This window comes from Glutamicibacter sp. PAEs-4, from assembly GCF_051161755.1.
Taxonomy (GTDB): domain Bacteria; phylum Actinomycetota; class Actinomycetes; order Actinomycetales; family Micrococcaceae; genus Glutamicibacter; species Glutamicibacter nicotianae.
This window is the reverse complement of record NZ_CP195017.1, coordinates 3,479,785-3,502,116: the sequence shown is the minus strand read 5'-3', so window position 1 is coordinate 3,502,116 and position 22,332 is coordinate 3,479,785. Positions and strand designations below refer to the sequence as shown.

Below are 22,332 nucleotides of genomic sequence, written 5' to 3'. Positions count from 1 at the left end.
TCTTGGTCACAAGAATCCCGTTGCCAGGCTTCCTAAACGTCGTTTTTTGGACCACGTCTGCATTGATTCTATCCATCATCCACACAGTTATGCACAGCTGCGTGGAAAATCAGGGTGTTATTACTGTGGAAAACAGGTTTTCCCATGAAATCAAGCGTTTTTCCTCGCGAGATGACTAGCTGTTTTGTGGAAATATGTGAAGTTTCTTTCGTTATGCACAGCCGTAATCCACAACTTTGAGGTAGATTATTCACAGGCTGGCACCCGAGCAGGGGAGCCGGGGCTAAAGTTGCGCGCCAATTTGACCCAGAGCGCATATTTTTCTATTGTTATTCAGTCCTATGCGCACCTTTTTGCGACTTGCTCATTTTGGAAGAGCCCGCGAGAAAGCGCATTTTATAAGAAAACACGAGCGTCATCCTGTTGTTATCGAGCTAGCTGGTCAACGGGTAGTACGCATCATCTAAATCGTTTTGGAGTGTCACCGTGAGCAAGCGGACTTTTCAGCCTAACAACCGCCGTCGTTCGAAGAAGCACGGCTTCCGCCTTCGTATGCGTACCCGTGCAGGTCGTGCCATCCTTTCGGCACGTCGCGGCAAGGGTCGCGCCGAGCTGTCCGCATAAATTTGCGAAGCAGCTCTTGGCAGCATGATTTCAACGAGCTCAGCTAAAGAGCAACGCGAAACAGATGTTGCCTAAGAATCAGCGACTGCGCCTAGCGCAAGACCTTACAGCCACTGTACGTTCCGGTGTCCGAAGCGGACGCCGGAACGTCGTGCTATATGCACGCCCCCGAGTAACCGAAGAGTTCCTCGGCGACAGGTTTGGATTCATTGTTTCCAAGGCTGTAGGTATTGCCGTTAAAAGGAATCTCACCAAACGACGAATGCGAGAGATCGCCCATGAGCTTCGGCGCGTGGACGGGAATGTCGATTTCGTCTTCCGTGCACTTCCTGGCTCTGCCGAACTCTCCTGGGAAGAACTCAACGCCCAGATCAATTCAGCCTTCTCCGCTGTTTTGCGCAAGATTGAGGCGCGCTGATGCGCAAGGATTCAGCTCCGCGTACCGGTTTGCTGTGGTTCATCATCGATATCCCACGCAACATCGTAATCGGGTTGCTCAAGACTTACCGAAAAATCATCTCGCCGCTGTACGGCGATGTATGCCGATACTTTCCTAGCTGTTCTGCCTATGGGCTCGAAGCAGTGACTCAGCACGGTGTTGTCAAAGGCGCCGGCTTGATCACTTGGCGGATCCTCCGGTGCAATCCGTGGTCCCACGGAGGCGTCGACCACGTTCCTGAGGGACCGAGGATTTGGCCAGAAGGCAAACTGCCGAGGATCATAGTTCTGAATCATCCTGTGATTCCCGACGATGAAGACGCCGCGGAAAGCGGCCGCAAGGAGCTCGACCACTGATGAACAACTTCCTAGACACGATACTGACTCCGTTTACATACGTAGTCTCGTGGGTTCTGTGGGCCTTCCACGAACTGTTCACCGCGATTGGAATGAACGCGGATTCAGGTGTTACCTGGACCCTGTCGATCATCTTCCTCGTGCTGCTGATCCGTACATTGCTGATCCCAGTCTTCGTCAAGCAGATCAAGTCCCAGCGCGCGATGCAGGCACTGCAGCCTGACCTTCGCAAGCTGCAGGCAAAGTACAAGGGCAAGACCGACCAGCTTTCGCGCCAGGCCATGGTGCAGGAACAGCAGGCGCTGTTCAAGAAGCATAAGACCAACCCGCTGTCTTCCTGCCTGCCTCTGCTCGTGCAGATGCCATTCTTCTTCGCACTGTTCCGCGTACTGAATGAAGCATCGCGCGCTAGCGATGATGGCCGTTCAATCGGCGCACTGTCCGCTGAGCACATCCGCAGCTTCGATGGTTCCACCATCCTGGGTGCACCACTGTCCGAGACCTTCTTGGGCACCATCAACTCCGGCGCTATTAACTGGGCCGTCATCATCGTTGCCGTCGTCATGATCCTTGCCATGACCGCATCGCAGTTCTTCACCCAGCGCCAGCTGATGACCAAGAATATGAGCCAGGAAGCCCTGCAGGGCCCATTCATGCAGCAGCAGAAGATGATGCTGTACATCCTGCCTCTGGTCTTCGGCATCGGTGGCATCAACTTCCCAATCGGTGTGCTGATCTACTGGACCGCATCGAACCTGTGGACCCTGGGCCAGCAGTTCTGGGTTATCCGCAACAACCCAACCCCTGGCTCGGAAGCGGAGCGCGAGCTCAACGCCCGCCGTGCCGCCAAGGGCCTGCCTCCAGTAGGCATGAAGAAGGAAGACGCTGACGCCGCTGCAGCAGCCGCAGCGGAGCAGCGGGCCAAGGGCCAGCGTCATCAGCCGCAGCGCAAGAACCGTCGAAAGAAGAAGTAGCCATGACTGCAACTGAGAATATCGACGCGCCCGACCTGGAAAACCAGATCGATGACGATCAGGAAGTTCTGGACGAAGGCGACGTCGCAGCCGACTACCTTGAAGAGCTTCTGGATATCGCCGATCTGGACGGCGACATCGACATCGAAATCCGTGGCGGACGTACCTACATTTCGATCCTTACCGAGGACGATGACGCGTCGCTGGAAAGCCTGGTTGGCAAGGATGGCGAAGTCCTCGACGCGCTGCAGGAACTCACCCGGCTCGCGGTGCTGACTGCGACCGGTGAGCGTTCGCGCCTGATCCTGGACATTGCCGGCTACCGTGCAGAGCGTGCAGATCTGCTGCGCAAGATTGCTGAGGACGCCATTGCCTCGGTCCGCGAAACTGGCGAGAAGGTCCATCTGGATCCGATGAGCGCCTACGAGCGCAAGCTCGTGCACGACGTCATCGCAGATGCTGGACTGCACTCGGAATCCGAGGGCGAATCGACCCGACGCCATATCGTCATCTCGGTACTGGACAGCTAAGAACCATCACGCGTCCGCGCGCTGATCGACCTAAGGACCAACGACAATGACTGAGGACCTCAGCCTTACTGCAGAAGAGACCGTGGCTGCCGAGAAGATTTTCGGTGACCGCTTGGATCTTGCCAAGCGCTATGTAGAGCATCTGGCGACCTCTGGCATTGAACGCGGGCTGTTGGGTCCGCGCGAAGTACCCCGTCTGTGGTCCCGCCACGTGCTCAACTGCGCAGTGATCGAAGAGGTCATGGACAAGGATGCCGAGGTAGCCGACGTAGGCTCCGGCGCAGGCCTTCCAGGGCTTTGCTTGGCAATTGCCCGCCCGGACCTGAAGCTGACTCTGATTGAGCCGCTGGAGCGCCGCTGCATCTGGCTTTCCGAGGTAATTGAGGATCTGGGTCTGACCAACGTCACCGTAATGCGTGGCCGTGCAGAGCAGATGGTTGACGTGGTCAACGCACGCTATGTCACGGCCCGCGCCGTATCCGCATTGACCAACTTGGCCGGACTGACCATTCCACTGCTGCACGGTCAAGGCGAGCTGATTGCGATCAAGGGGCGCTCGGCTGCCGAGGAAATCGCCAAGGCAACTAAGGCCATCCGCAAACTCGGTGGCAAGGAAACCGAAGTGCTTACTGTGGGCGAAACCATCCTTGCAGAACCAACAACGGTGGTTCGCATCAAGGTTGACTAAGGTTGACGCGATAGTCTGTTAAATAGTTATAGAAGTGAAATGGCTTTTATCCTCGTGCATTCGTGGATGAAGCCATTTCGCAATCTGCATGACTTGTTTTGAATGTTTCACGTGAAACATTATCGGTGCACGCTATGAGTATTAGGCGCACCACTTCACGAGGAGGAGTTTTACCTTTGTCTAAGACTAAGGATTCATCGGATAGCGCGTTTGATTTCAACGACTCGTCCTCGCCCCTGGCTACTCAAATAGCTAGTGAACATCGTCGTCGCGAAGCTTTGGAGGCCCGTAAGGTGCCAACGCCCGAGAAGACCCGCTATTTCACGATTTCCAACCAGAAGGGCGGCGTCGGCAAGACGACGACCACCGTAAACCTTGCAGCCGCTCTGGCCAAGGGGGGACTGAACGTCCTGGTGATCGACATCGATCCGCAGGGCAACGCTTCAACCGCGCTGGGTATCGAGCATCATGCTGAGGTGGACAGCATTTACGATGTGCTAATCAATGACCTTCCATTGTCTGATGTCGTAGCTACATGCCCAGACCTGCCAACCTTGCAGGTCGCTCCTGCGACGATTCACTTGGCTGGTGCAGAGATCGAATTGGTTTCTCTGGTAGCTCGCGAACAGCGCCTGCAGCGCGCCTTGGACGACTACGCTCGGACTCGCCAGCGCGAGGGACTGCCTCGCCTGGACTATGTCTTCATCGACTGTCCACCGAGCTTGGGCCTGTTGACCGTCAACGCCTTCGTTGCCGCTCGTGAGGTTCTCATCCCTATCCAGTGCGAGTACTACGCGTTGGAAGGTCTGAGTCAGCTGCTGAAGAACATCGAGATGATCCAGAAGCACCTGAACTCCAAGCTGACAGTCTCGACGATTTTGCTGACCATGTATGACGGTCGCACTAATCTTGCTGCACAGGTAGCTAACGAAGTTCGGGAGCACTTCCCGGAGCAGGTGCTCAAGGCTGTCATTCCGCGTTCGGTGCGAATTTCTGAAGCTCCGAGCTATCAGCAAACCGTTATTACCTATGACCCGAACTCGACCGGCGCCCTGTCGTACTCCGAAGCAGCCCTAGAGATGGCTGAGCGGGGCGCGTAGGCCCGTATAAGGGCTTTCCCCCTAGAGTCGTTTACCTTAGGTTTTAGTTTGTTTCAGACGTGACACCGTGGCTGATAGCTGACACTCATTGCGAAAGCCGTGGGTGACGCACTGTGCGCATCCCCGGTTCGATGCCAATAAACAGTAGACTAGTCTCGGGCTGAAATTTCGGATGAAAGGGCGTGCGAAAAACATGGCAGACAAGAAGCGGGGCTTGGGCAGGGGACTAGGTGCCCTCATTTCCAGCTCGCCGGCGACCGCAGCTCCAGAGGAGAAGCAGGATGTTTCACGTGAAACATCGCCCGCAGAGCCTGTCGCAGAAGCATCGAGGCCTCGGGCAGCACGTCCAGTCGATATGTTCTTCGAACCGGGACGCAAGTCCTCAACGCCGAAGGCACCAACTACTGCTGCTAAGCCGGCAAAGCGTGCTCGAGCTACGATGCCTGGCTTGAACACAACTCTTGGGACGAAGAGTTCTCCTGTGCGCGAGGATGATGCATCGGCCGAGAAGCCAGCACCTAAGAAGAGTCAGTCGAAGCCTGACACCCCAGACTCTTCGGATCTAGTTGAAGTTCCTGGAGCGCAGTTCGCTGAACTCGACGTCAAGCTCATCCACCCGAATCGCAAGCAACCGCGAACCAACTTCGACCAAGAGCACATGGATGAGCTCATCCATTCCATCCGTGAAATTGGACTGCTTCAGCCTATCGTTGTCCGTCCTTCGCGCGAGAAGGATGACGCCCCATACGAACTGGTCATGGGTGAACGTCGTTGGCGAGCAACGCAGGCCGCTGGCCTGGCGACCATCCCGGCGATCATTCGGGACACGCAAGACACCGATTTGTTACGCGATGCGCTGCTCGAGAACTTGCACCGCTCGCAGCTCAATCCGCTGGAAGAGGCTGCTGCTTACCAACAGCTTTTAGAAGAGTTCAACTGCACGCAGGAAGTGCTTTCCGAACGAATTGGCCGATCACGTTCGCAGATTTCCAACACGATCCGTTTGATGAAGCTCCCTCCTCTCGTTCAACGTCGCGTTGCAGCGGGGGTTCTCTCGGCCGGCCATGCACGGGCCTTGCTTGGACTGTCCAACAACGAAGTCATTGAACAGTTGGCCCAGCGGATCATCAACGAGGGTCTGTCTGTGCGGGCGACTGAAGAGGCAGTTGCCCTGAGCGATGATAAGCCGCGCAAGCCAGCCAAGAAGGCGCGCGAGACCCAGCGTAATGAGCGTTTGGACTTCTTGGCGACATCGCTTGCGGACCGCTTGGACACTAACGTCAAGATTCAACTTGGCAGCCGCAAGGGCAAGGTCAGTATCGAGTTCGCTTCGGTCGATGATCTGAACCGCATCATGCAGGTTATCGATCCGACAATGAACTCGTAATTAGATAGAGAAGGCGCATGTTTCACGTGAAACATGCGCCTTCTCTATCTCCAAAACGCTGTTTCACGTGAAACAAATATTGGGGAGCGGTGGCCAGTATTTAGGAAGGGTTGAAGGAGAGGTTGGCCAGCGGATGTTGTCACTGCATTAGAATCTCTCGGGACGTACAACCCTGAAGGCTGGATGCAAGGACTTCTTTCGGCCCGAAGAATCAGTACCACGCGAAGACCCAGGCTTTGCGCCAAGTGCATCTCAGTTTGTGTCCACGCCTCCCCAAGGGCCTTCATCGGAGTTGCAACGAAAAACCTCTCGCAACTGACGATGCACCGATCGACACCTGGTGCGTTTCCAAGGAGTTGCAGGAGGCACAGAGAACCGTCATGAGCCTTTGGGGGAGTGCTCGGGAAGATTAGTGCACCGAACTCGACTGGGGCACCATCCGCACCTCGTCACCCCGAAGCAAAACCGTCTAAATGTTCCTGTCTGCCGGACGCTCAAGAAGGTCAAGTCTTGCTGACATGGCGTACCTGGTTCATGGTTGATTCTGTAGCCCTATGCACCTTAACTGCTGGACTGCGACCCCGACTTGGAGGTTGATCACTAGGCAATGGTTCGCTCACGAACAGGATGGGCGCTCCAAGCAAAGACATACGTTAAAAGGGTAGTGACCATCAAGCCACAGAGTGAATGCATGTCCTTCAGCCGAGAGAACCTGATCGTCCCTTACGCGGGAAGGTCTCAGAATTCTTGACGGAGGTGCCATATCCCGAATGGCTCAATAGTGAATATTCGTGGCTTTGAGAGCCGCTAGAATTCTCGTCCAGAGCCACCGGCCAGCCAAAACCGACTCACGGCTGCCTTATGCGAAGGCAGAGCTCCACGTAAAGTATCGGCTGAACGGCAGGCAGGCTTCAAATAGATCCTCAGAGCCTGTTGCCCGGCGACGATGCTCGTGCGAGGCCATGGAAGCTCCCAGCCAGCCTAATTCGATGCTGACGTTTTGTCATCGACGTCGGAGGTGACCATGAGCTGGAGAAAGCAGCGTTCGTAGGACGTAAAGAAGCTGTTCTAGCCCATGATGGCAGCACCATTGGCTTCGGACTGTCTGGTCGTATTCACCGTGTAAGAGCTTAAAGTCGGCCCGACCTGGACAGCTTCTTGGGCGCGATGTTCTAGCCCAGGTTGGGCATCGCGCCTTCTTGTTAGTTGCAGTCGGGAAGAGTAGTTGAAGGACCTGCTCGTCGCTCAGCTTCTCGAGGTGCTTCCAGCTACGAGGACGATATCTGCGGCATTGAAGTCTTCGCCTACGCTGTCGTGAAAGATGCCTTGCGTGGATGCGATGGCGCAGTCTGGCAGGCTCTCAGCGCGAGCTGGATTAGTCGCATGACTTCGAACTTTCGTACATTGAAAAAGGTTCTGTCCACCATACAGTCGGTTGCGTGGTGGGAGCAGCTTATAGGGGGTGGCTCTGACGAAAAATATTCGGTGGCAATGAGAGACAACGGCGGCGTTTCTCTCTGGTGACTCTAGATCGGAATTGTAGTGGCCCCCAAGATTCAGATAATCAGTTTTCTGCGGATCTATGATTCGAGTAAAACTGTCCTATGGAATAGAACGAAAATGCCGACCAGACTGTGCTCGATGAGAAGTTGCTGTGTCGGTCGGTAGGGAGACTACTGCTTCATTCACTGGATCATGCAAAGATGATAAGTTCGCTGCGACTGATTTCCAGTACTCGATCCAGACTCTAGGATTTGATGAGTCCACCCGGAATAGGCGTGGTCTTATAATGCAGCCTTGAAATGATTAGCGTCGATCACGAATCTGTCTAGGCCTAAACATTGGACTGATGCATTGTTTACTCTAACGACAAACACCAGTCCGGTGTTGCAACCGCCGTGAGGTCGCTGTTCGAATAGTCAGGCTGATAGCCATGCCATAAGAGCAGATGATGAACCGACTTATGAAACGAGGAAAAGAATTTCTCTCGGGCATCTTCGCTGTTAGTCCGCTTACGTCATGATTCATGAGAATAAGTTTCACGTGAAACATAGACCCTCCCTCAGGCGGTTCGATCGATATACCCTTGGCTGTGACTGTTGGTCAGGGCTCTGAAGAAACCTATCGAGCAATCAACATGCCGCACCCATCCACGGATCTGCAGGAACTGCAACGTGTACGAGTGATATTCGGTGGCCGTAGTCTGGCTTGCTTGGAGTTCTACGTTCGCCTCGGAATAGACCGAATTGGCAGAGTCCAGCAACGAGCGGTTTGCAGACCTGATCAGGTGACGATCTAGACTTTCAAGAGTTGCTGTGAGCCGGACGCAATCCATTCATGGCCATAGTCGGCATTAGCCGGAGATTCTTATCCACGCTACGTCCTTGAATGGCTTCGTTTCGATGGCTGTCACTCATTTGCATTCGAATCAGCTTTCAGGACATCGGCTTCAAGCTTTTCGGTTGCTGTACATGACTGAATCTGGTGAGTACATTCTGCCGGATAGGGGAATGGCATGAACCGGACCCGCAATCTAATGGGCGAGCAGTGTTCTTGAAGTCGTGATGAATAATTGAACCTTTGGAGCCACAAAAGAGTTCCGGTTCAGAGCCGCCCGTTACTATGCTTCTGCGCCTCTGAGAATTAGCGCCTGGAGTCACCATTCCGTTCTGACGGGATCACCGCTACCTCACATCACGACTGGGCTCTTCGAAAGGGAACATCTTGAACAGCAGGCAGATGACAAATGGATACACTCTGGACCGTTGGGCTTTGAAAGGGGGAGTGTAGGGTCATGATGGCTTCTGGCCGTCAGCCTCTATGGTTATGCGTGCTTTGTGCTCAACTCTGGACTTGGCCAAGTCTACGAGTTAATGATGATGGTATGAGGATCAGAACTTGTTGTAGCCCTTGAATGCGGTTCGATGGTCCTGTCCTGTCCTGTCGTACGTAGTCGTCGTGCAAAGCTTGAGGTAGGCGCCAGCCTAAACTAGATCCGTATGGTCGATGCTCCAGTACGGTTGGGTGAACACGTTTAGAGTTGGTTGCGGTCAAGGAATTGCAATTAGTAACGCTTTTGTCGCTCTTGTCCTGAAGGCGCTCTCAGCTTTGTAAGGAGGAGCCGCCTACTTCTATGACTCTGCTGCGGGAGATGCGTCGGGTGTGGACGTGAAGAATCGTCCCGACTAAGCCTCGGCGTAAAGCTGGAGCATGAGCGTCATTCGCGCGTGCCGCTGAACATGGCTTGTTCTGCGAGAAAGTCTGTTGCACTGGCCGGGAGTTTATACAGGGTTATTTGGAGGGATAGTGTTTGGCAGCTCCGAGTGACAATAATGGAGTACCCCTCGGACGACTCTGAATTGGAAGAGCGGTGGCTTCCATAATGGCTACATACTCACTTAGACTCAGGCTGAAAACAGCCGCTTTTCGGCACCGTTTCACGTGAAACATTAATCGATGAACCATACAGGACTTTCGAGACTAACCGCTGGAGACGTGTTTCACGTGAAACAAGGAGAACCACCTAAACGACATCTCGTTTCCAACGCCATGCCCAATGGAATGACCACACAAGTCACTGGAAGTTCCGTTCAGGCTGGAAGGGCGAATGATCACAGGTAAATGATCATAAGGGTGCATGTCCTGGCGATAGCCGAGTTGCCAATAACTAGAACTGCATAGGCAGATCGGAAGTGACATCGGGAGCAACTATCCGATGTTCGACGTACGCGGACAGTATTCCGTGTAGGGCGCTCAATCAATGAAGATGGACGTATAACCAGAACGTAATCCCGACCAGCACGCATGGTCTGCCGGGGGCGCCGCGCGCTTCATTCGTATGTTCTTGTCTCTAACAGGGGTACGTCTGGTGAGCGTCAAGTACAGTCATGGAGTGTGATGATCAAATCGCATCTATAAGCGCTAAGAGCACCAGAAGCGCCGCTGAAAGCCTTCCATCTACCACTCCGAGTACCAAGAGGTTCCATAGGCTCCTGGATCACTACACGAGCCCACAGAGGCTTTGCTGAGAAGAGCAGCGCACTGCTGGCCCAGAACAGGATCAACTGAGCGACAATAGCGTTAGGTCTGTGGCTGTAGACGCTTTGATTCGCGCTGATTTTCCGAGACAGTGGATGCGTACCGCAGGCCTATTTGCATGCCCACGTCATCGAGAGAGAACTAAGTCAAGTGAGCCCGTCTCTGCCGTCACGCAGCTATGTCGTCACTTGTCCGTGGATCCAGATGAATATTAGAAGCTTTGAGAGCCACCAGTATTGCCGCTCAGGGCCACCCATTATTCTTGTTCAGACCCACCAGCCGGCCGGGGTAGTCCGACTGCTTGTACTGCGTGCAGAAAATGGGGATGCTCTGTCTCACTGTTGCTCCATGAGCACGATAATAGAACGCGAAATTTCCACGCTGGGTGGTTCCAAAAGCCGCTGATCGAGCATCAGAACACTGTAAATTGATGCCCAATGCCCTGGCGACGTCCTCGGTGGATCGGTTGCTGCGTCAGGCGCATATTTGCCAGACCAGCGGTGAATCTGTTCGGTTGACGCAGGAGTTGGCTGGTGCTGGGGTGAGTTCCTTGATGTAGCCCCTCTCAGCACGGGCAGACTGCTGTGCATGACGGCTGATACCACATTGGCTGATTATGGGCAGCAGGCAGTTTTGCTGACCCTTAATGGGCATTATTCGTGGCCGCCGGTGGGCAAAAACTCATGCCCCTTGACAGAGGGGTTTATACAGGGTGGCTCTGAAGGAGAAAATCAGATGGCTCTGATCGAGAATAACGGCGTTGTCAGCTGGTGGCTCTGAACGGCAATATTGGTGGCCCTCAAAGAGTCAAATATTCAATTCAGAGTCTTTGGCGTGGTCGGCGCAGACACGGCGCATCAACGGCTGGGGCGTCGAGTCTAGAACCAGTTCCCTCATGCGTGAATGATCCGGTCTGATTGGTCAAACAGGATTCTGCGACCGATGCGGACTGGGAACAGGTGTTGGCAGATCTGCTTGTGGCTCAGGTCGTTGAGCACCTACCAACGGAGCCAGATGGTGCCTCGGGTTTTGAAGAGTGTAGCTCCACAGCGCCGGAGTTTCCTTGCAAAGACTCTGCCGCCGGTCCTGATGGAACCCCTGCTCTGGATACAGGAAAGGTCGACGCACTCCGGGGCAGCTAATACATTCAAGAGCCCGGCTCGATAGCTCAGGCTGTCGCATGATGGAAGGATCCTATACAAAGGCGACACTGAACGGCACTGTCCTGCTCTCAAAGAAAAGACTGCTGCATGCGTTTTTAAATCCGCATGCAGCTGCCACTCCTTGAAAGTCGGAGGCGAAGCATTCGGGATCGAGAGCTGGCCGACGGGTAGTCCCTGCAACGCAGAGCAGGTTGCAAAATGCACCGGAACAAACAGCACTGAATCACCGACGCAGGCCTCGAACTTGGCGAGCCATTATCCGAGCAGAAAGTGCGAGCTCGACTCATCGAAACCAAGTATTGATGCATTAAGTCTTAAAATGGTACCAAAAATCCAAAAACAAAGTATAGATACTGATATTTCAACGTTAATCGTCAATACGTCTTCAAATCAAAGAACAGCCCCCATCTGAGCTGGGGTCAGGGCTGGAACATACTCCGGAATGGGAGAACTAGCAAGATTTTCACAAGACATCGGTTAAAACAGGAGTGGAGACCTACCTTGCGGTTGGTCTCCACTCCAATGACGTATCGACTTACAGGTATTCTGCGAAGTCCTTCTCGATGACAGCCTTTGGCTTGGCACCAATGGAAGTGGCAACATGCTCGCCACCCTTGAACACGTACACGGCAGGGATGCTGGTGATGCCGTACTTGGCGGCAATTGCCTGGTTCTCATCGACGTTGACCTTCACGACGTCGACCTTCGCAGCGTGCTCTTCTGCGATCTGATCCAGGATCGGACCGAGCTGGCGGCAAGGGCCGCACCATTCAGCCCAGAAATCAACGATGACTGGCTTTTCGGCATCCAGGACATCAGCCTGGAAGGTTGCTTCAGTTACTGCTTTTGCGTTGCTCATGAGAGACAACCCCTTTCTGAGAAATCTGTTAGGCGGTAGCGAGGGTTTCGGAAACGTTGGCCAGGTAGTGCTCCACGTCCTGGGCCGCGGCGCAGCCCGAACCGGCTGCGGTGATGGCCTGGCGGTAGGTGGAGTCGATCACGTCGCCGGCAGCGAAGACACCTGGCAGCGAGGTCTTGGAAGAGCGGCCTTCAACGGCGATGGTGCCTTCGGAAGTCAGCTCAAGCTGGTCCTTGACCAGATCCACGCGAGGGTCGTTGCCGATGGCTACGAAGATGCCGGTGACATCCACGGTGGTTTCCTCGCCGCTGGTGCGGTTCTTCACAACCAGGCCCTCGACCTTCTCTGCGCCGTTGATGCCGACGACTTCCGAGTCCCAGATGAACTCGATCTTCTCGTGGGCCAAGGCGCGGTCGGCCATGATCTTCGAGGCGCGCAGTTCGTTGCGGCGGTGCACCACGATGACCTTGGAAGCGAACTTTGTCAGGAACAGTGCTTCTTCCATGGCCGAGTCGCCACCGCCGATCACGGCGATGGTCTGCTCGCGGAAGAAGAACCCGTCGCAGGTGGCGCACCAGGAGACGCCATGGCCGGAGAGGCGCTTTTCATCTTCCAGACCCAGCTCGCGGTAGGCAGAGCCCGTGGAGACGATGACAGCACGGGCACGGTAGACGGTGCCGTCGGCCAGGGACAGCGTCTTGATTTCGCCCTCGAGGTTCATTTCCGTGACGTCATCGAAGAGGATCTCGGCGCCGAAGCGTTCGGCCTGCTTCTGCATGTTGTCCATCAGATCAGGGCCCATGATGCCCTCGGGGAAGCCCGGGAAGTTTTCCACGTCGGTGGTGTTCATCAGTTCGCCGCCGGCGGTGACTGAGCCTGCGATGACTAGTGGGTTCAGATTCGCACGGGCGGTATAAACCGCGGCGGTGTAACCGGCCGGACCGGAGCCGACAATGATGACGTCGCGGATTTCGTCGTTCTGTGCTGAAGTCACGGGGGTAGAACCCTTTCGTTCTAATAATGCGAGGTGGGTAGCAAGGTCTAACCTCACTATCCACCTCAACGCATTGCTTTCGTAAAAAATTCCGCTTCTATTACTTGGCGGAGAATTCACCGATCTGCAGACCGAATGGCCGCGAATCGTTGCCACCGGATGCCTTGCGAGGCAGCTCGGTGATGTCCAGGAATACGTGGGATCCTTCCATGTAGTCCTTGTCGTCGCCCTTGACAGTTACCGATACCGAAGGGCCGGAGAATGAGCCCTTGGCTACCGACTTGGCATCACCCAGATCGTCGGAGTCGCCGACGAGGATCTCGTAATTGCCGCCGGTGCCGTTCAGGCCCTCGAGGTTGACCTCGGAGATCTTGGACTTCTCGTCCAATTCCAGGATGAAGACCATGTTGGAAGCGAAGCCGCCAAAATCAGCTGTGGTGTACGAGTAGGTGGCGTAGGTGCTCGACGCGTTGCCGTCGATCATCTGGCCCAGCTTGCCATCGGTTTCGGAATTCAGCTGCTGGTTGCCGGGAACGAGGCGGGACACGTCATCGACCTTCGGGGCGGGCAAGGACTCTTCGGTAGGTTCCTGTTCCTTCTCGGACTCAGAGGGCTTCTCCGAGGATTCCACGGCAGTTGGCGTCTCGCCCTCTGCGGTGGTGTTCTTGTCGCCACCTAGGAAGTTGAAGGCGAAGACCACGGCAACGACCAGCACGATCAGCAATACGGCGCCAACGAGCAGGCGAGTTCCCTTGGATCCGCTGTCTTCCTCTTCCTGCTCGTCGACCTGCGGGTCTTGGGCGGGAGCGTTCTTGGCTGCTGCCGGGAAGGTCGAGGCCTTAGGCGCGGCTGCGGCGGCACCTGCAGCAGCCGCTGCGCCTGTGCCGGCTGCGGCCGCTGCTGCGCCCTTCTTCTTTGCAGGCTTTTCTTCTTCCTTGGCCGGCTCTTCCTTGGCAGGCTTGGCCGGGGTGTTGCCCTTGGACTGCGCTGCGGCGGCTAGCGCCGCGGTTGCGGTGACGTTAGGTTCGTCGTCGTCCAGACGCGTGACCTTCGGCTTGTCTTCGGCCGTTGGATTTTCAGCAGGGGCAACCGGGGTGGCGACGGTGTCGGGAACCTGTTCGTTCGGCGCGGTCTGGTCGAACTGCTCCTCTTCAGGCTGTTCCTGGTTCTTCTTGCCGAAGCGGTTCTTCAGCCCCGCGAAGCCCCCAGCCAGGGCGGAACCGATCTTGCCTTGATGTTCTGGTTCGTCCTCGTATTGCAGCTGCTCGTAGTACTCGTTGTCGTCTTCGTAGGTTTCGGGGACAGCCTGGCGGGACTCGCCAAAGATCTCGGTGCCCAGGGTATCGGTGAAGAACGGCTCAACGTATGGAGCGTCGTCGGTTTCCAGAACCAGGTCCAGCAGGTCCGAGGACCGCGCGGTATTGGCGACGAGATAGGTCTGGTTGGAGTCGGTGATGCCCAGATCCAGCACCTGGACGTTCGATGCGCGCTCGCCCATGGCGATCTCGCGTGCGCTCGTTGCCAGCTGCGAGGAATTCTCCACGGAAGCCACCATGATGCTGACCGAGCGGTTCAGTACCTGGTCTACGCCACCGAGTACCAAGTCTCCTTCAGCTGATGAAAGGACACTCTCAGTTACCTGGTAGCGGCCGCTGAGGACAGAGCCGACATCGATTGGCTGCGACACGTGCATCTCCAAGGGGTTGAATTTGGTTCGGTGGCGGTCCACAGACCACCACCTGTCATGTTACCGGTCAGCTCCGGCTATTTGGTGCCTATTTGCCCAGAATCACTAGCAAGTTTCAGCGGATTTTCAGCGATTCAATCCCGGGATTCTGCGCAGGATCGGACCGAGGAACGACTGGAGCTCCGGAACCTTGGTCTTGTGCAGTAGGCCGATGAACACGATGCCCATCAGCAGGGCGACAACAGCCACCGAAATCAGCGCGCTGACTACTGAATCGTAGGCGAATCCGAAGCTGAATCCTCCCAGCAGCCAGAGCGCTACGCAGCCGACGATAGCCGACAGCGTAGCCATCCACCCGACTCGGATGTAGGTGTCGATGACCGAGGAAACATCGTAGCTGCCGTAGCGGCGCTTGATCAGATAATGGGTACCGATGCAGGTCAGCACGTTGGTCAAGCCGTAGATGAAGGCAATGGCGGCGGCGATATGCAGCGGGTCAACCACTGCCGCCGCGGTGAACGCCAGGACCAAGCCGACCGCTGCCGTGGCCGATTGGATCAGCATCGGGGTGCGGGTATCTTCTTCCGCGTAGAAGACACGCAGCATGAAGAACTGCAGGGACTTGAACGGCAGGCCAAGCGCGGTGAGCACCAGCAGCTGCCCCAGAGCGCCCGCGGCCTGCGCCGCATGCTCGGAGCTGCCGGCAAACAGCCTGCCCAGCGGCCCGGCCAGCACGATGAAGACCAGCGTGCAGAACACGATGGGGATGGCGGTGGAGCGCATGCCCTGGTTCAGCAGCTGGCCGACATCCTTGCGGCGGTTCTCGGTGAACGCCCGGGCGAAGTCGTTGAACAGCACGGTGGCGACAGTCAGCGCGAATAGCGAATGCGGTAGCACGGTGATCAGCTGCGAGGTGTTCAGCGCGTACTCGCCGGCGACCGAGGCGGCCTGTTCGGACGGCAGCTGCGCTCGAGCTGCGGTAGCGCCGGAGACGATCTTGGAGTAGGCGAGCGAGGAAAGATTGCCGATCACCATGGCCGCCAGCGTCCAGATTGCCAGCTTGCCCACATGGCGCAGGCCCATGCCGCGCCATTGGAAGTCCAGGGTCAGCTTCAATCCGGTCTTCTTCAACGGCCAGAACAGCACGACTGACTGCAGCACGATGCCCAAGGTGGCTCCGCCCGCCAGCCACATGGTCTTGATGCTGTTCCACTCCTGCATCGGGTCGCCAGAGGAGTAGGCGCCGAAGGTCAGGATGAATGCGCCAATGACGATCAGCTGGATGACGTTGTTCACCGCCGGGGCCCACATGAACGCGGCGAATCGGCCGTTGGCGTTCAGCACCTGGCCCAGGACCGCGTAGAGCCCGTAGAAGAAGATCTGCGGCAGCGACCAGTAGGCAAATGCAGTTCCCAGCGCGATCATCGGCTCGGTCCAGTTATTGGTGAGCACCGTGATCAAGGGCCTGGCGCACAGCGTGAGGATCAAAGTCAGGATCCCCATGCCCACCACGGTCAGCGTGACCAGCTTGGACGTGTACGCGGCACCGCGATCCTTGGCCTTGGAAGCCTTGATCAGCTGCGGGATGAGCACGACATTGAAAATGCCGCCGGCCAAGAGCATGTAGATGATGGTGGGGATGACATTGGCTTTTTCAAAGATGTCGGCCACCGAGGTGACCGAGCCAATGGCCATCGCCAGCAAGGCCGTGCGCACGAAGCCCAGCAGGCGGGAAACCATGGTGCCGGAAGCCATCAGGGCATAGATCTTGGAGCGCGATCCTGCCGGTTGGGCTATCGGCTGCCGGGGAGGTTCGGCGACGATGTCCGTGGCTCCGGTGTTTGGCTGGTCGAAGCCGGCAGTTGGATTAGGAACCTGGGACATGCTTTGTAAGGACCTCGCGTGCCAGATCGGCGATCCGGCGCTCATTAGGGAAGGACAGGCGCTTGCCCAGGGAACCCAGCGGCACCCAGGCAACATCGACGGCTTCATGATCGGGATCATTCTCGATCGTCAGATGCCCGCCGGTAGCTTCCAGCAGAAAATGGTGCACGGTCTTGTGCACACGGTAATTCGTCACGGTGAACCAGTAATCGACCGAACCCAGCGGGGCGAGGATGCGTCCAGCAATGCCGGTCTCTTCCTCGATTTCGCGGATAGCCGCTTCCTCGTTGGTTTCCACGCCCTCCGGGTGGCCCTTGGGCAGGCACCATTCCAGACGTCCGCCACGGTTGTAGCGGGCAATAATTGCCACTGGCAACTTGGGGTCGTCGAAGTCGATGACGATGCCTCCGGAAGAGACTTCTTCCACGGTCGGCAAGCTCGTATGACCGCCAGTTGCCTGCGCGCGAGCCATTGACGCAGTCAATGGAGTGCGCTTCGGGGCAGACGGGATCGGTCGGTTCATAGAACCACTCTATCGAGAAAGTGCCGCTAGCCGCCTGATCGACGTGGACAAGTAAGTTATCTCGCAGGCAAATTCGCCGAAATCTCAAGCATTCTTCCCGGATTTCTGGCACGCTTAAGTAACTATGCATGCACTTCCCTCGCCTGACGCGCTGCGTCAGATCCTGCCCTCGGTCATTTTCGATTTGGCCGACCGTTTCGTTCGGGCCGGCCATGAATTGTCGTTGGTAGGTGGGCCGGTTCGCGATCTGTACCTGGGACGCGTCTCCCCGGACCTGGACTTCACCACGAGCGCACGACCGGAAGAAACCATCAAGGCAATTTCCGGTTGGGCCGATAACATCTGGGATGTAGGACGCGAGTTCGGAACGATCGCCTTCAAGAAGGGCGAATACACGCTGGAGGTCACGACCTACCGCGCTGACGCCTATGACAAGGAGTCGCGCAAGCCGATCGTCGCCTTTGGCGATAATTTGCACGATGACCTCTTCCGCCGCGACTTCACCATGAACTCGATGGCGCTGCGATTGCCCCATCTCGAGCTGGTGGATCCGTTCGACGGCGTGAGCTCCCTGGAAGACGGTTCCATTCGCACCCCCGGTGCGCCTGATATCTCGTTCTCAGATGATCCGCTGCGCATGATGCGTGCTGCCCGATTCGCTTCGCAACTGGAGATTGAAGTCAGCCCCGAGGTTCGCCGCGCCATGAGCGAAATGACCGATCGAATCGAGATCATTTCCGCTGAACGGGTCCGCGATGAGCTGGTCAAGCTAATCAACGGCGCCGACCCAAGCGCGGGCATCGACCTGCTGGTGGAAACCGGCCTGGCCGACAAGGTGCTGCCCGAAGTGTCGGCCCTGCGTCTGGAGATCGACGAGCACCACCGGCACAAGGACGTCTACCAGCACTCGCTGACCGTACTGAAGCAGGCGATGGCGTTGGAAACCGATGAAGCGGGACCGGTGCCCGGCCCGAACTTCGTGCTGCGCTTCGCGGCGCTGATGCACGATATCGGCAAGCCTGCGACCCGCAAGTTCGAACCCAGCGGTGCCGTCTCCTTCCGCCACCACGACATGGTGGGTTCAAAGCTCGTGAAGGCGCGGATGCGCGCCTTGCGTTTCGACAAGGACACCACCAAGGCCGTGGCCCGCCTGGTCGAGCTGCATATGCGCTTCTATGGGTACGGCGAAGCGGGCTGGACCGACTCGGCGGTACGCCGCTATGTCACCGATGCCGGCGACTTGCTGGAGCATCTGCATCGCCTGACCCGTTCGGACGTCACCACGCGCAATCGCAAGAAGGCTGACCGCCTGGCGTTTGCCTACGATGACCTCGAGGCGCGTATCGCGAAGATTGCCGAGCAGGAAGAGCTGCAGGCGATCCGTCCTGATCTGGATGGCGAACAGATCATGCGGTTGCTGGGGATCAAGCCGGGCAAGGTGGTTGGCCGGGCCTACAAGTTCCTCCTGGAACTGCGCATGGACGAAGGTCCGTTGGGTGAAGAGGTCGCCACGGAGCGCTTGCGTGCGTGGTGGAAAGAGCAGCCCGAAGCCCAGAAAACGCCTACTGAGGGGTAACTTCTGGCCTGGTTGCTGTTGGAGGAGCACCTGGAATCCGCATGGATCCAGGTGCTTTCGCCATTCCCGGGAAAGTGCTTAAAGTTTTTGCTCTGGCTTGTAGCGCATTGGGCATAATCCATGTATGCTGAATACTGTGATTGGGAAGTCTCAATGAGACTTGCGGATCGAGACAAATTTTCAGACAGGCCGCATGGCATCCATGGCCGGCCGAGAGCAGATTTTAGGAGGTGGCGAAATGATTAATACGACTTGGTACACAGAGACTCATCGCGGAGCGCGATTTAATGGCGGCTCTCCAATGACTCGTCTGCGCAAGCGCATTTCCCCAACCTCCGGACAAGCGGATTCCTAGCTCACGGTAAATCCCGCCTAAGTTCCTGAGGTTGCAGGTCAGTAATCGACTCTCACCCTTAGGAACTTTTTTCATGTCCAGTCCACTGTTCTCCTCATCCGCTCAACGGGCAGTTCGCACCTCGGAATTAATCTTCGCAGGACCAGAAAGCCTGAAAGCTCGCGCAATTTCAACCACGCGACAAGATCTTCCCTCCCCTTCGACTTTGACCGAAGGGAGGGACAGCAAATGAAAAAGCGTCAAGACAAGCGCAAGTTCACCAACCTTGACAGCACCGAGTTCAATCGCCGCATGCGTCAGCGCGAGCTGAAGAACCATGTGCCACCAGAAATGTACCTGCGAATTCGCTAGGCCCGGCAACGCCATTACCGTTGCCAGCTAACTAGAATCCGAGGTACCAGTGATGAACTCGCAATGCATCGCCCAGAGGCCCGCCGGCCTGCAAGCCGGCGGGCTTCTCCGCATCCAAAGCAATTTTGAATACAGCAATGGCCAGGACATCAGTCCTGGCCATTGCTTTCCCGCCGCAGCGGAAGATTAGCGTTCGATGTCGCCGCTGATGAAGGCTTCCACCTTGTTGCGTGCAGTCTCATCGTCGTACTGCTCTGGTGGCGACTTCATGAAGTAGCTCGAGGCGGACAGGATCGGGCCGCCGATGCCGCGGTCCAGGGCGATTTTCGCTGCGCGAACGGCGTCGATGATCACGCCGGCCGAGTTTGGCGAGTCCCAAACTTCCAGCTTGTATTCCAGATTTACCGGAGCGTCGCCGAAGTTGCGGCCCTCGAGGCGGACGAACGCCCACTTGCGGTCGTCAAGCCATGAAACATAATCGCTCGGGCCGATGTGGACATCGTCGTCACCCAGGGCGGCGGAGGTGTTCGAGGTGACTGCCTGGGTCTTGGAGATCTTCTTGGATTCCAGGCGATCGCGCTCGAGCATGTTCTTGAAGTCCATGTTGCCGCCAACGTTCAGCTGGTAGGTGCGGTCCAGGACCACGCCGCGGTCTTCGAACAGCTTGGCCATCACGCGGTGGGTGATGGTTGCGCCGATCTGGCTCTTGATGTCGTCGCCAACGATTGGCACGCCGGCGTCGGTGAACTTCTGCGCCCACTCCGGGGTGCCGGCGATGAATACTGGCAGGGCGTTGACGAACGCAACGCCTGCATCGATGGCGCACTGCGCGTAGAACTTGGCGGCCTGCTCGGAACCCACTGGCAGGTAGCAAACCAGGACGTCGACCTGGTTGTCCTTCAAGGACTGCACCACGTCGACTGGCTCTGCTGCGGACTCTTCAATGGTCTCGCGGTAGTACTTGCCGAGGCCGTCAAGGGTGTGGCCGCGCTGGACGGTTACGCCGGTGGCTGGAACGTCGGCAATCTTGATGGTGTTGTTCTCGCTGGCCAGGATGGCTTCCGAGAGGTCGAGGCCGACCTTCTTGGCATCGACATCGTAGGCTGCAACGAACTGGACGTCGCCAACGTGGTACTGGCCGAACTGCACGTGCATGAGACCAGGAATGGTGGAATCTGCATCGGCGTTTCGGTAGTACTCAACACCTTGGATAAGGGAAGTGGCGCAGTTGCCTACGCCTACGATGGCAACGCGAATCGGGTTCGCCGACACATGAACTCCTTATAGAAATGTATAAAACCTTTGGGCAATTGGGCGCGCAGAAGCGCATCGCGCAAATTAGCCCATAATGATCTTAAGTCTTAATGGCTCGCAAACATTCCCAATCGTGCCCCGTATCACCGAATAACTCTTGAACAGGCGCTCCCGTGCCAGTGCCGTCGACGGCCAGAGATGCGATCGCCGTGCAGGATTGCCAAGAATCGGTACATGAGCAAAATGCAGAATGATACTGAGGTAACCTATGTTTGCAGGCATGAAATGGTATTCATGAGCAAACTGCTATTAGCTCATGACAAAGAGTTAGCCCCATTCCTTCGGGAATGCCGGTAATGATGGCGTAACTTGACCAAAACCCTGACCAGCGGGGCAGGCAACGTGGTGCGGAGCCGATGGCGCAAAGGCTGGCGTCGAATATGCGCCAGTACTTCCGGATCGGTGAGCAGCTTGCCGGCTCGAGCCCGATGCGCGAGGATCTCGAGGGATTGGGCGAAGCTGTGGTCGACCCGGTGGAAGTAGTTTTCCCGCAACCAGGCTTTGGTCGGCTCCCCGAAGCTCAAGCCGATGACATCATCCAAGGTGCCAATCACACCGGAGGCCACGAAGACCGTGTTGATCATCTGCGCGCTGACACCGAAGTCGGAGAGGATCAGCGTGGGCAATCCGCGATCAAGGGATTCCAGGGCGGCTGTCGAAGAGACCGTCACCAGGGCGCTGCCATCGGTCAACGCCTCGCTCATCGATCCGGTATCGAAGCACAGCCGCGAATCGGCACCGATGCGCTGTTCAGCCTGCAGCTTCTGGAACAGCGAGTCATAAGGGAACGCCTCGAGATGCGTCTGCGGCTCCCCAGCCTTGGCACGGAGCTTGATGAGCACCTCAAGTTCGGGATTCATCCTGCTGGCCTGCTCGAGCGCCAGCAGGATCGACTCGCGTTCGTGCTCTTGGGCCGGAACCTTCGCCTGCGGTGCGAACACCAGCCGTTCGACGACCTGCTTTTGCTCCGGCGGGAAACCCGCCGAGCGCAAGAAGGGCAGTTTGCTGACCATGATGGTCGGTTGATGCCCCTCTTGTCCTTCGATCATGAACGAGAAATCACGCGCTTCGGCATGCGAATGGCAGATGAACGCATCGCCGGCCCGGCGATAGTTCCATCCCTTCTGCGTTGCGGGGAAGGCAACGCCGGGCAAGGCTGAAATCAGTGCGGTGCAGCGGCCGCCAACCGGCTCGGTGCGCAGGATCCGGGAGTAGATTTCGGCAACGACCGGACCGGTCGCCGACGCGAAGACAATGTCTTCGTCCACGGTGTCGGCTTCCAGCTGGGATACCGAGATCACCTGCAGGGCATCGGGATCCAGATCCGTGCCTTCGAAGGCGGCGGCGATCTGCTCGGCCGTCGGCATCACCGGGGTTCGCGCCAAATACACCTTGCGATCCCATGCGGGACCCAGGCGGGTCAGGAAACTTGTCGCGAGCTTCAGGTAGGAATCGGAATCTGCAATGGCAAGAATTGATGGCTTCATCAG

18 protein-coding genes are annotated in these 22,332 nt (G+C 56.8%); 11 read left to right on the top strand and 7 right to left on the bottom strand.

The window, feature by feature from the left end; genetic code table 11:
* The first annotated feature begins 486 nt into the window (after positions 1–486).
* The 9 genes from rpmH (at position 487) to ACR9WD_RS16445 (ending at position 10,916) form a co-directional block, all read left to right on the top strand.
* On the top strand, positions 487–624 hold the full coding sequence (rpmH, locus tag ACR9WD_RS16485; protein WP_073707184.1) for a 50S ribosomal protein L34: 138 nt from the start codon (positions 487–489) through the stop codon (positions 622–624).
* A gap of 64 nt (positions 625–688) precedes the next feature.
* Positions 689–1,042, top strand: a complete 354-nt coding sequence (gene rnpA / locus ACR9WD_RS16480) for a ribonuclease P protein component (protein WP_083515633.1) — start codon at positions 689–691, stop codon at positions 1,040–1,042.
* A complete protein-coding gene (gene yidD, locus ACR9WD_RS16475; RefSeq protein WP_038992741.1) occupies positions 1,042–1,419 on the top strand; it encodes a membrane protein insertion efficiency factor YidD in 378 nt (125 codons plus the stop codon). The genes rnpA and yidD overlap by 1 nt, the downstream gene beginning before the upstream one ends.
* Complete coding sequence (yidC, locus tag ACR9WD_RS16470) at positions 1,419–2,393, top strand: membrane protein insertase YidC (protein WP_038992743.1); 975 nt, start codon at positions 1,419–1,421, stop codon at positions 2,391–2,393. Before yidD ends, yidC begins: the two co-directional genes overlap by 1 nt.
* A 2-nt stretch (positions 2,394–2,395) precedes the next feature.
* On the top strand, positions 2,396–2,923 hold the full coding sequence (locus ACR9WD_RS16465) for a protein jag (protein ID WP_038992744.1): 528 nt from the start codon (positions 2,396–2,398) through the stop codon (positions 2,921–2,923).
* Positions 2,924–2,969: 46 nt separating this feature from the next.
* Positions 2,970–3,611 carry a 16S rRNA (guanine(527)-N(7))-methyltransferase RsmG gene (gene rsmG, locus ACR9WD_RS16460; protein WP_434922454.1) on the top strand — a complete coding sequence of 214 codons (642 nt, stop codon included), beginning with the start codon at positions 2,970–2,972 and terminating at the stop codon, positions 3,609–3,611.
* Between the two features lie 176 nt (positions 3,612–3,787).
* Positions 3,788–4,711 carry a ParA family protein gene (locus ACR9WD_RS16455; RefSeq protein WP_073707181.1) on the top strand — a complete coding sequence of 308 codons (924 nt, stop codon included), beginning with the start codon at positions 3,788–3,790 and terminating at the stop codon, positions 4,709–4,711.
* A gap of 193 nt (positions 4,712–4,904) precedes the next feature.
* Positions 4,905–6,098: a ParB/RepB/Spo0J family partition protein gene (locus tag ACR9WD_RS16450; protein ID WP_434922453.1), complete on the top strand. Its 1,194-nt coding sequence runs from the start codon at positions 4,905–4,907 to the stop codon at positions 6,096–6,098.
* Between the two features lie 4,626 nt (positions 6,099–10,724).
* Positions 10,725–10,916: a hypothetical protein gene (locus ACR9WD_RS16445; RefSeq protein WP_434922452.1), complete on the top strand. Its 192-nt coding sequence runs from the start codon at positions 10,725–10,727 to the stop codon at positions 10,914–10,916.
* 918 nt (positions 10,917–11,834) lie between these two features.
* On the opposite strand, the gene trxA is transcribed toward ACR9WD_RS16445, so the two are convergent.
* The 5 genes from trxA to ACR9WD_RS16420 all read right to left on the bottom strand — a co-directional run bounded on the left by trxA (position 11,835) and on the right by ACR9WD_RS16420 (position 17,246).
* A complete protein-coding gene (trxA, locus tag ACR9WD_RS16440; RefSeq protein WP_038992752.1) occupies positions 11,835–12,158 on the bottom strand; it encodes a thioredoxin in 324 nt (107 codons plus the stop codon).
* A gap of 28 nt (positions 12,159–12,186) precedes the next feature.
* Positions 12,187–13,152 carry a thioredoxin-disulfide reductase gene (gene trxB / locus ACR9WD_RS16435; RefSeq protein WP_066142780.1) on the bottom strand — a complete coding sequence of 322 codons (966 nt, stop codon included), beginning with the start codon at positions 13,150–13,152 and terminating at the stop codon, positions 12,187–12,189.
* Between the two features lie 100 nt (positions 13,153–13,252).
* Positions 13,253–14,839, bottom strand: coding sequence for a hypothetical protein (locus ACR9WD_RS16430; protein ID WP_434922451.1), 1,587 nt, complete (start codon positions 14,837–14,839; stop codon positions 13,253–13,255).
* Positions 14,840–14,965: 126 nt separating this feature from the next.
* On the bottom strand, positions 14,966–16,723 hold the full coding sequence (murJ, locus tag ACR9WD_RS16425) for a murein biosynthesis integral membrane protein MurJ (RefSeq protein WP_434922450.1): 1,758 nt from the start codon (positions 16,721–16,723) through the stop codon (positions 14,966–14,968).
* Complete coding sequence (locus tag ACR9WD_RS16420; RefSeq protein WP_038992756.1) at positions 16,707–17,246, bottom strand: NUDIX domain-containing protein; 540 nt, start codon at positions 17,244–17,246, stop codon at positions 16,707–16,709. Before ACR9WD_RS16420 ends, murJ begins: the two co-directional genes overlap by 17 nt.
* 124 nt (positions 17,247–17,370) lie before the next feature.
* Here ACR9WD_RS16420 and ACR9WD_RS16415 point away from each other — a divergent pair, with 124 nt between their 5' ends.
* Both ACR9WD_RS16415 and ACR9WD_RS16410 read left to right on the top strand, forming a co-directional pair.
* Positions 17,371–18,822 (top strand): CCA tRNA nucleotidyltransferase, encoded by a 1,452-nt coding sequence (locus ACR9WD_RS16415; RefSeq protein WP_434922449.1) that lies wholly within the window; start codon positions 17,371–17,373, stop codon positions 18,820–18,822.
* 583 nt (positions 18,823–19,405) lie between these two features.
* Complete coding sequence (locus ACR9WD_RS16410) at positions 19,406–19,528, top strand: hypothetical protein (RefSeq protein ID WP_255209577.1); 123 nt, start codon at positions 19,406–19,408, stop codon at positions 19,526–19,528.
* Between the two features lie 186 nt (positions 19,529–19,714).
* On the opposite strand, the gene ACR9WD_RS16405 is transcribed toward ACR9WD_RS16410, so the two are convergent.
* Positions 19,715–20,800 carry an inositol-3-phosphate synthase gene (locus ACR9WD_RS16405; protein ID WP_073707176.1) on the bottom strand — a complete coding sequence of 362 codons (1,086 nt, stop codon included), beginning with the start codon at positions 20,798–20,800 and terminating at the stop codon, positions 19,715–19,717.
* Positions 20,801–21,096: 296 nt separating this feature from the next.
* Positions 21,097–22,329: a DUF6716 putative glycosyltransferase gene (locus ACR9WD_RS16400; RefSeq protein ID WP_434922448.1), complete on the bottom strand. Its 1,233-nt coding sequence runs from the start codon at positions 22,327–22,329 to the stop codon at positions 21,097–21,099.
* Between the last annotated feature and the right edge of the window lie 3 nt (positions 22,330–22,332).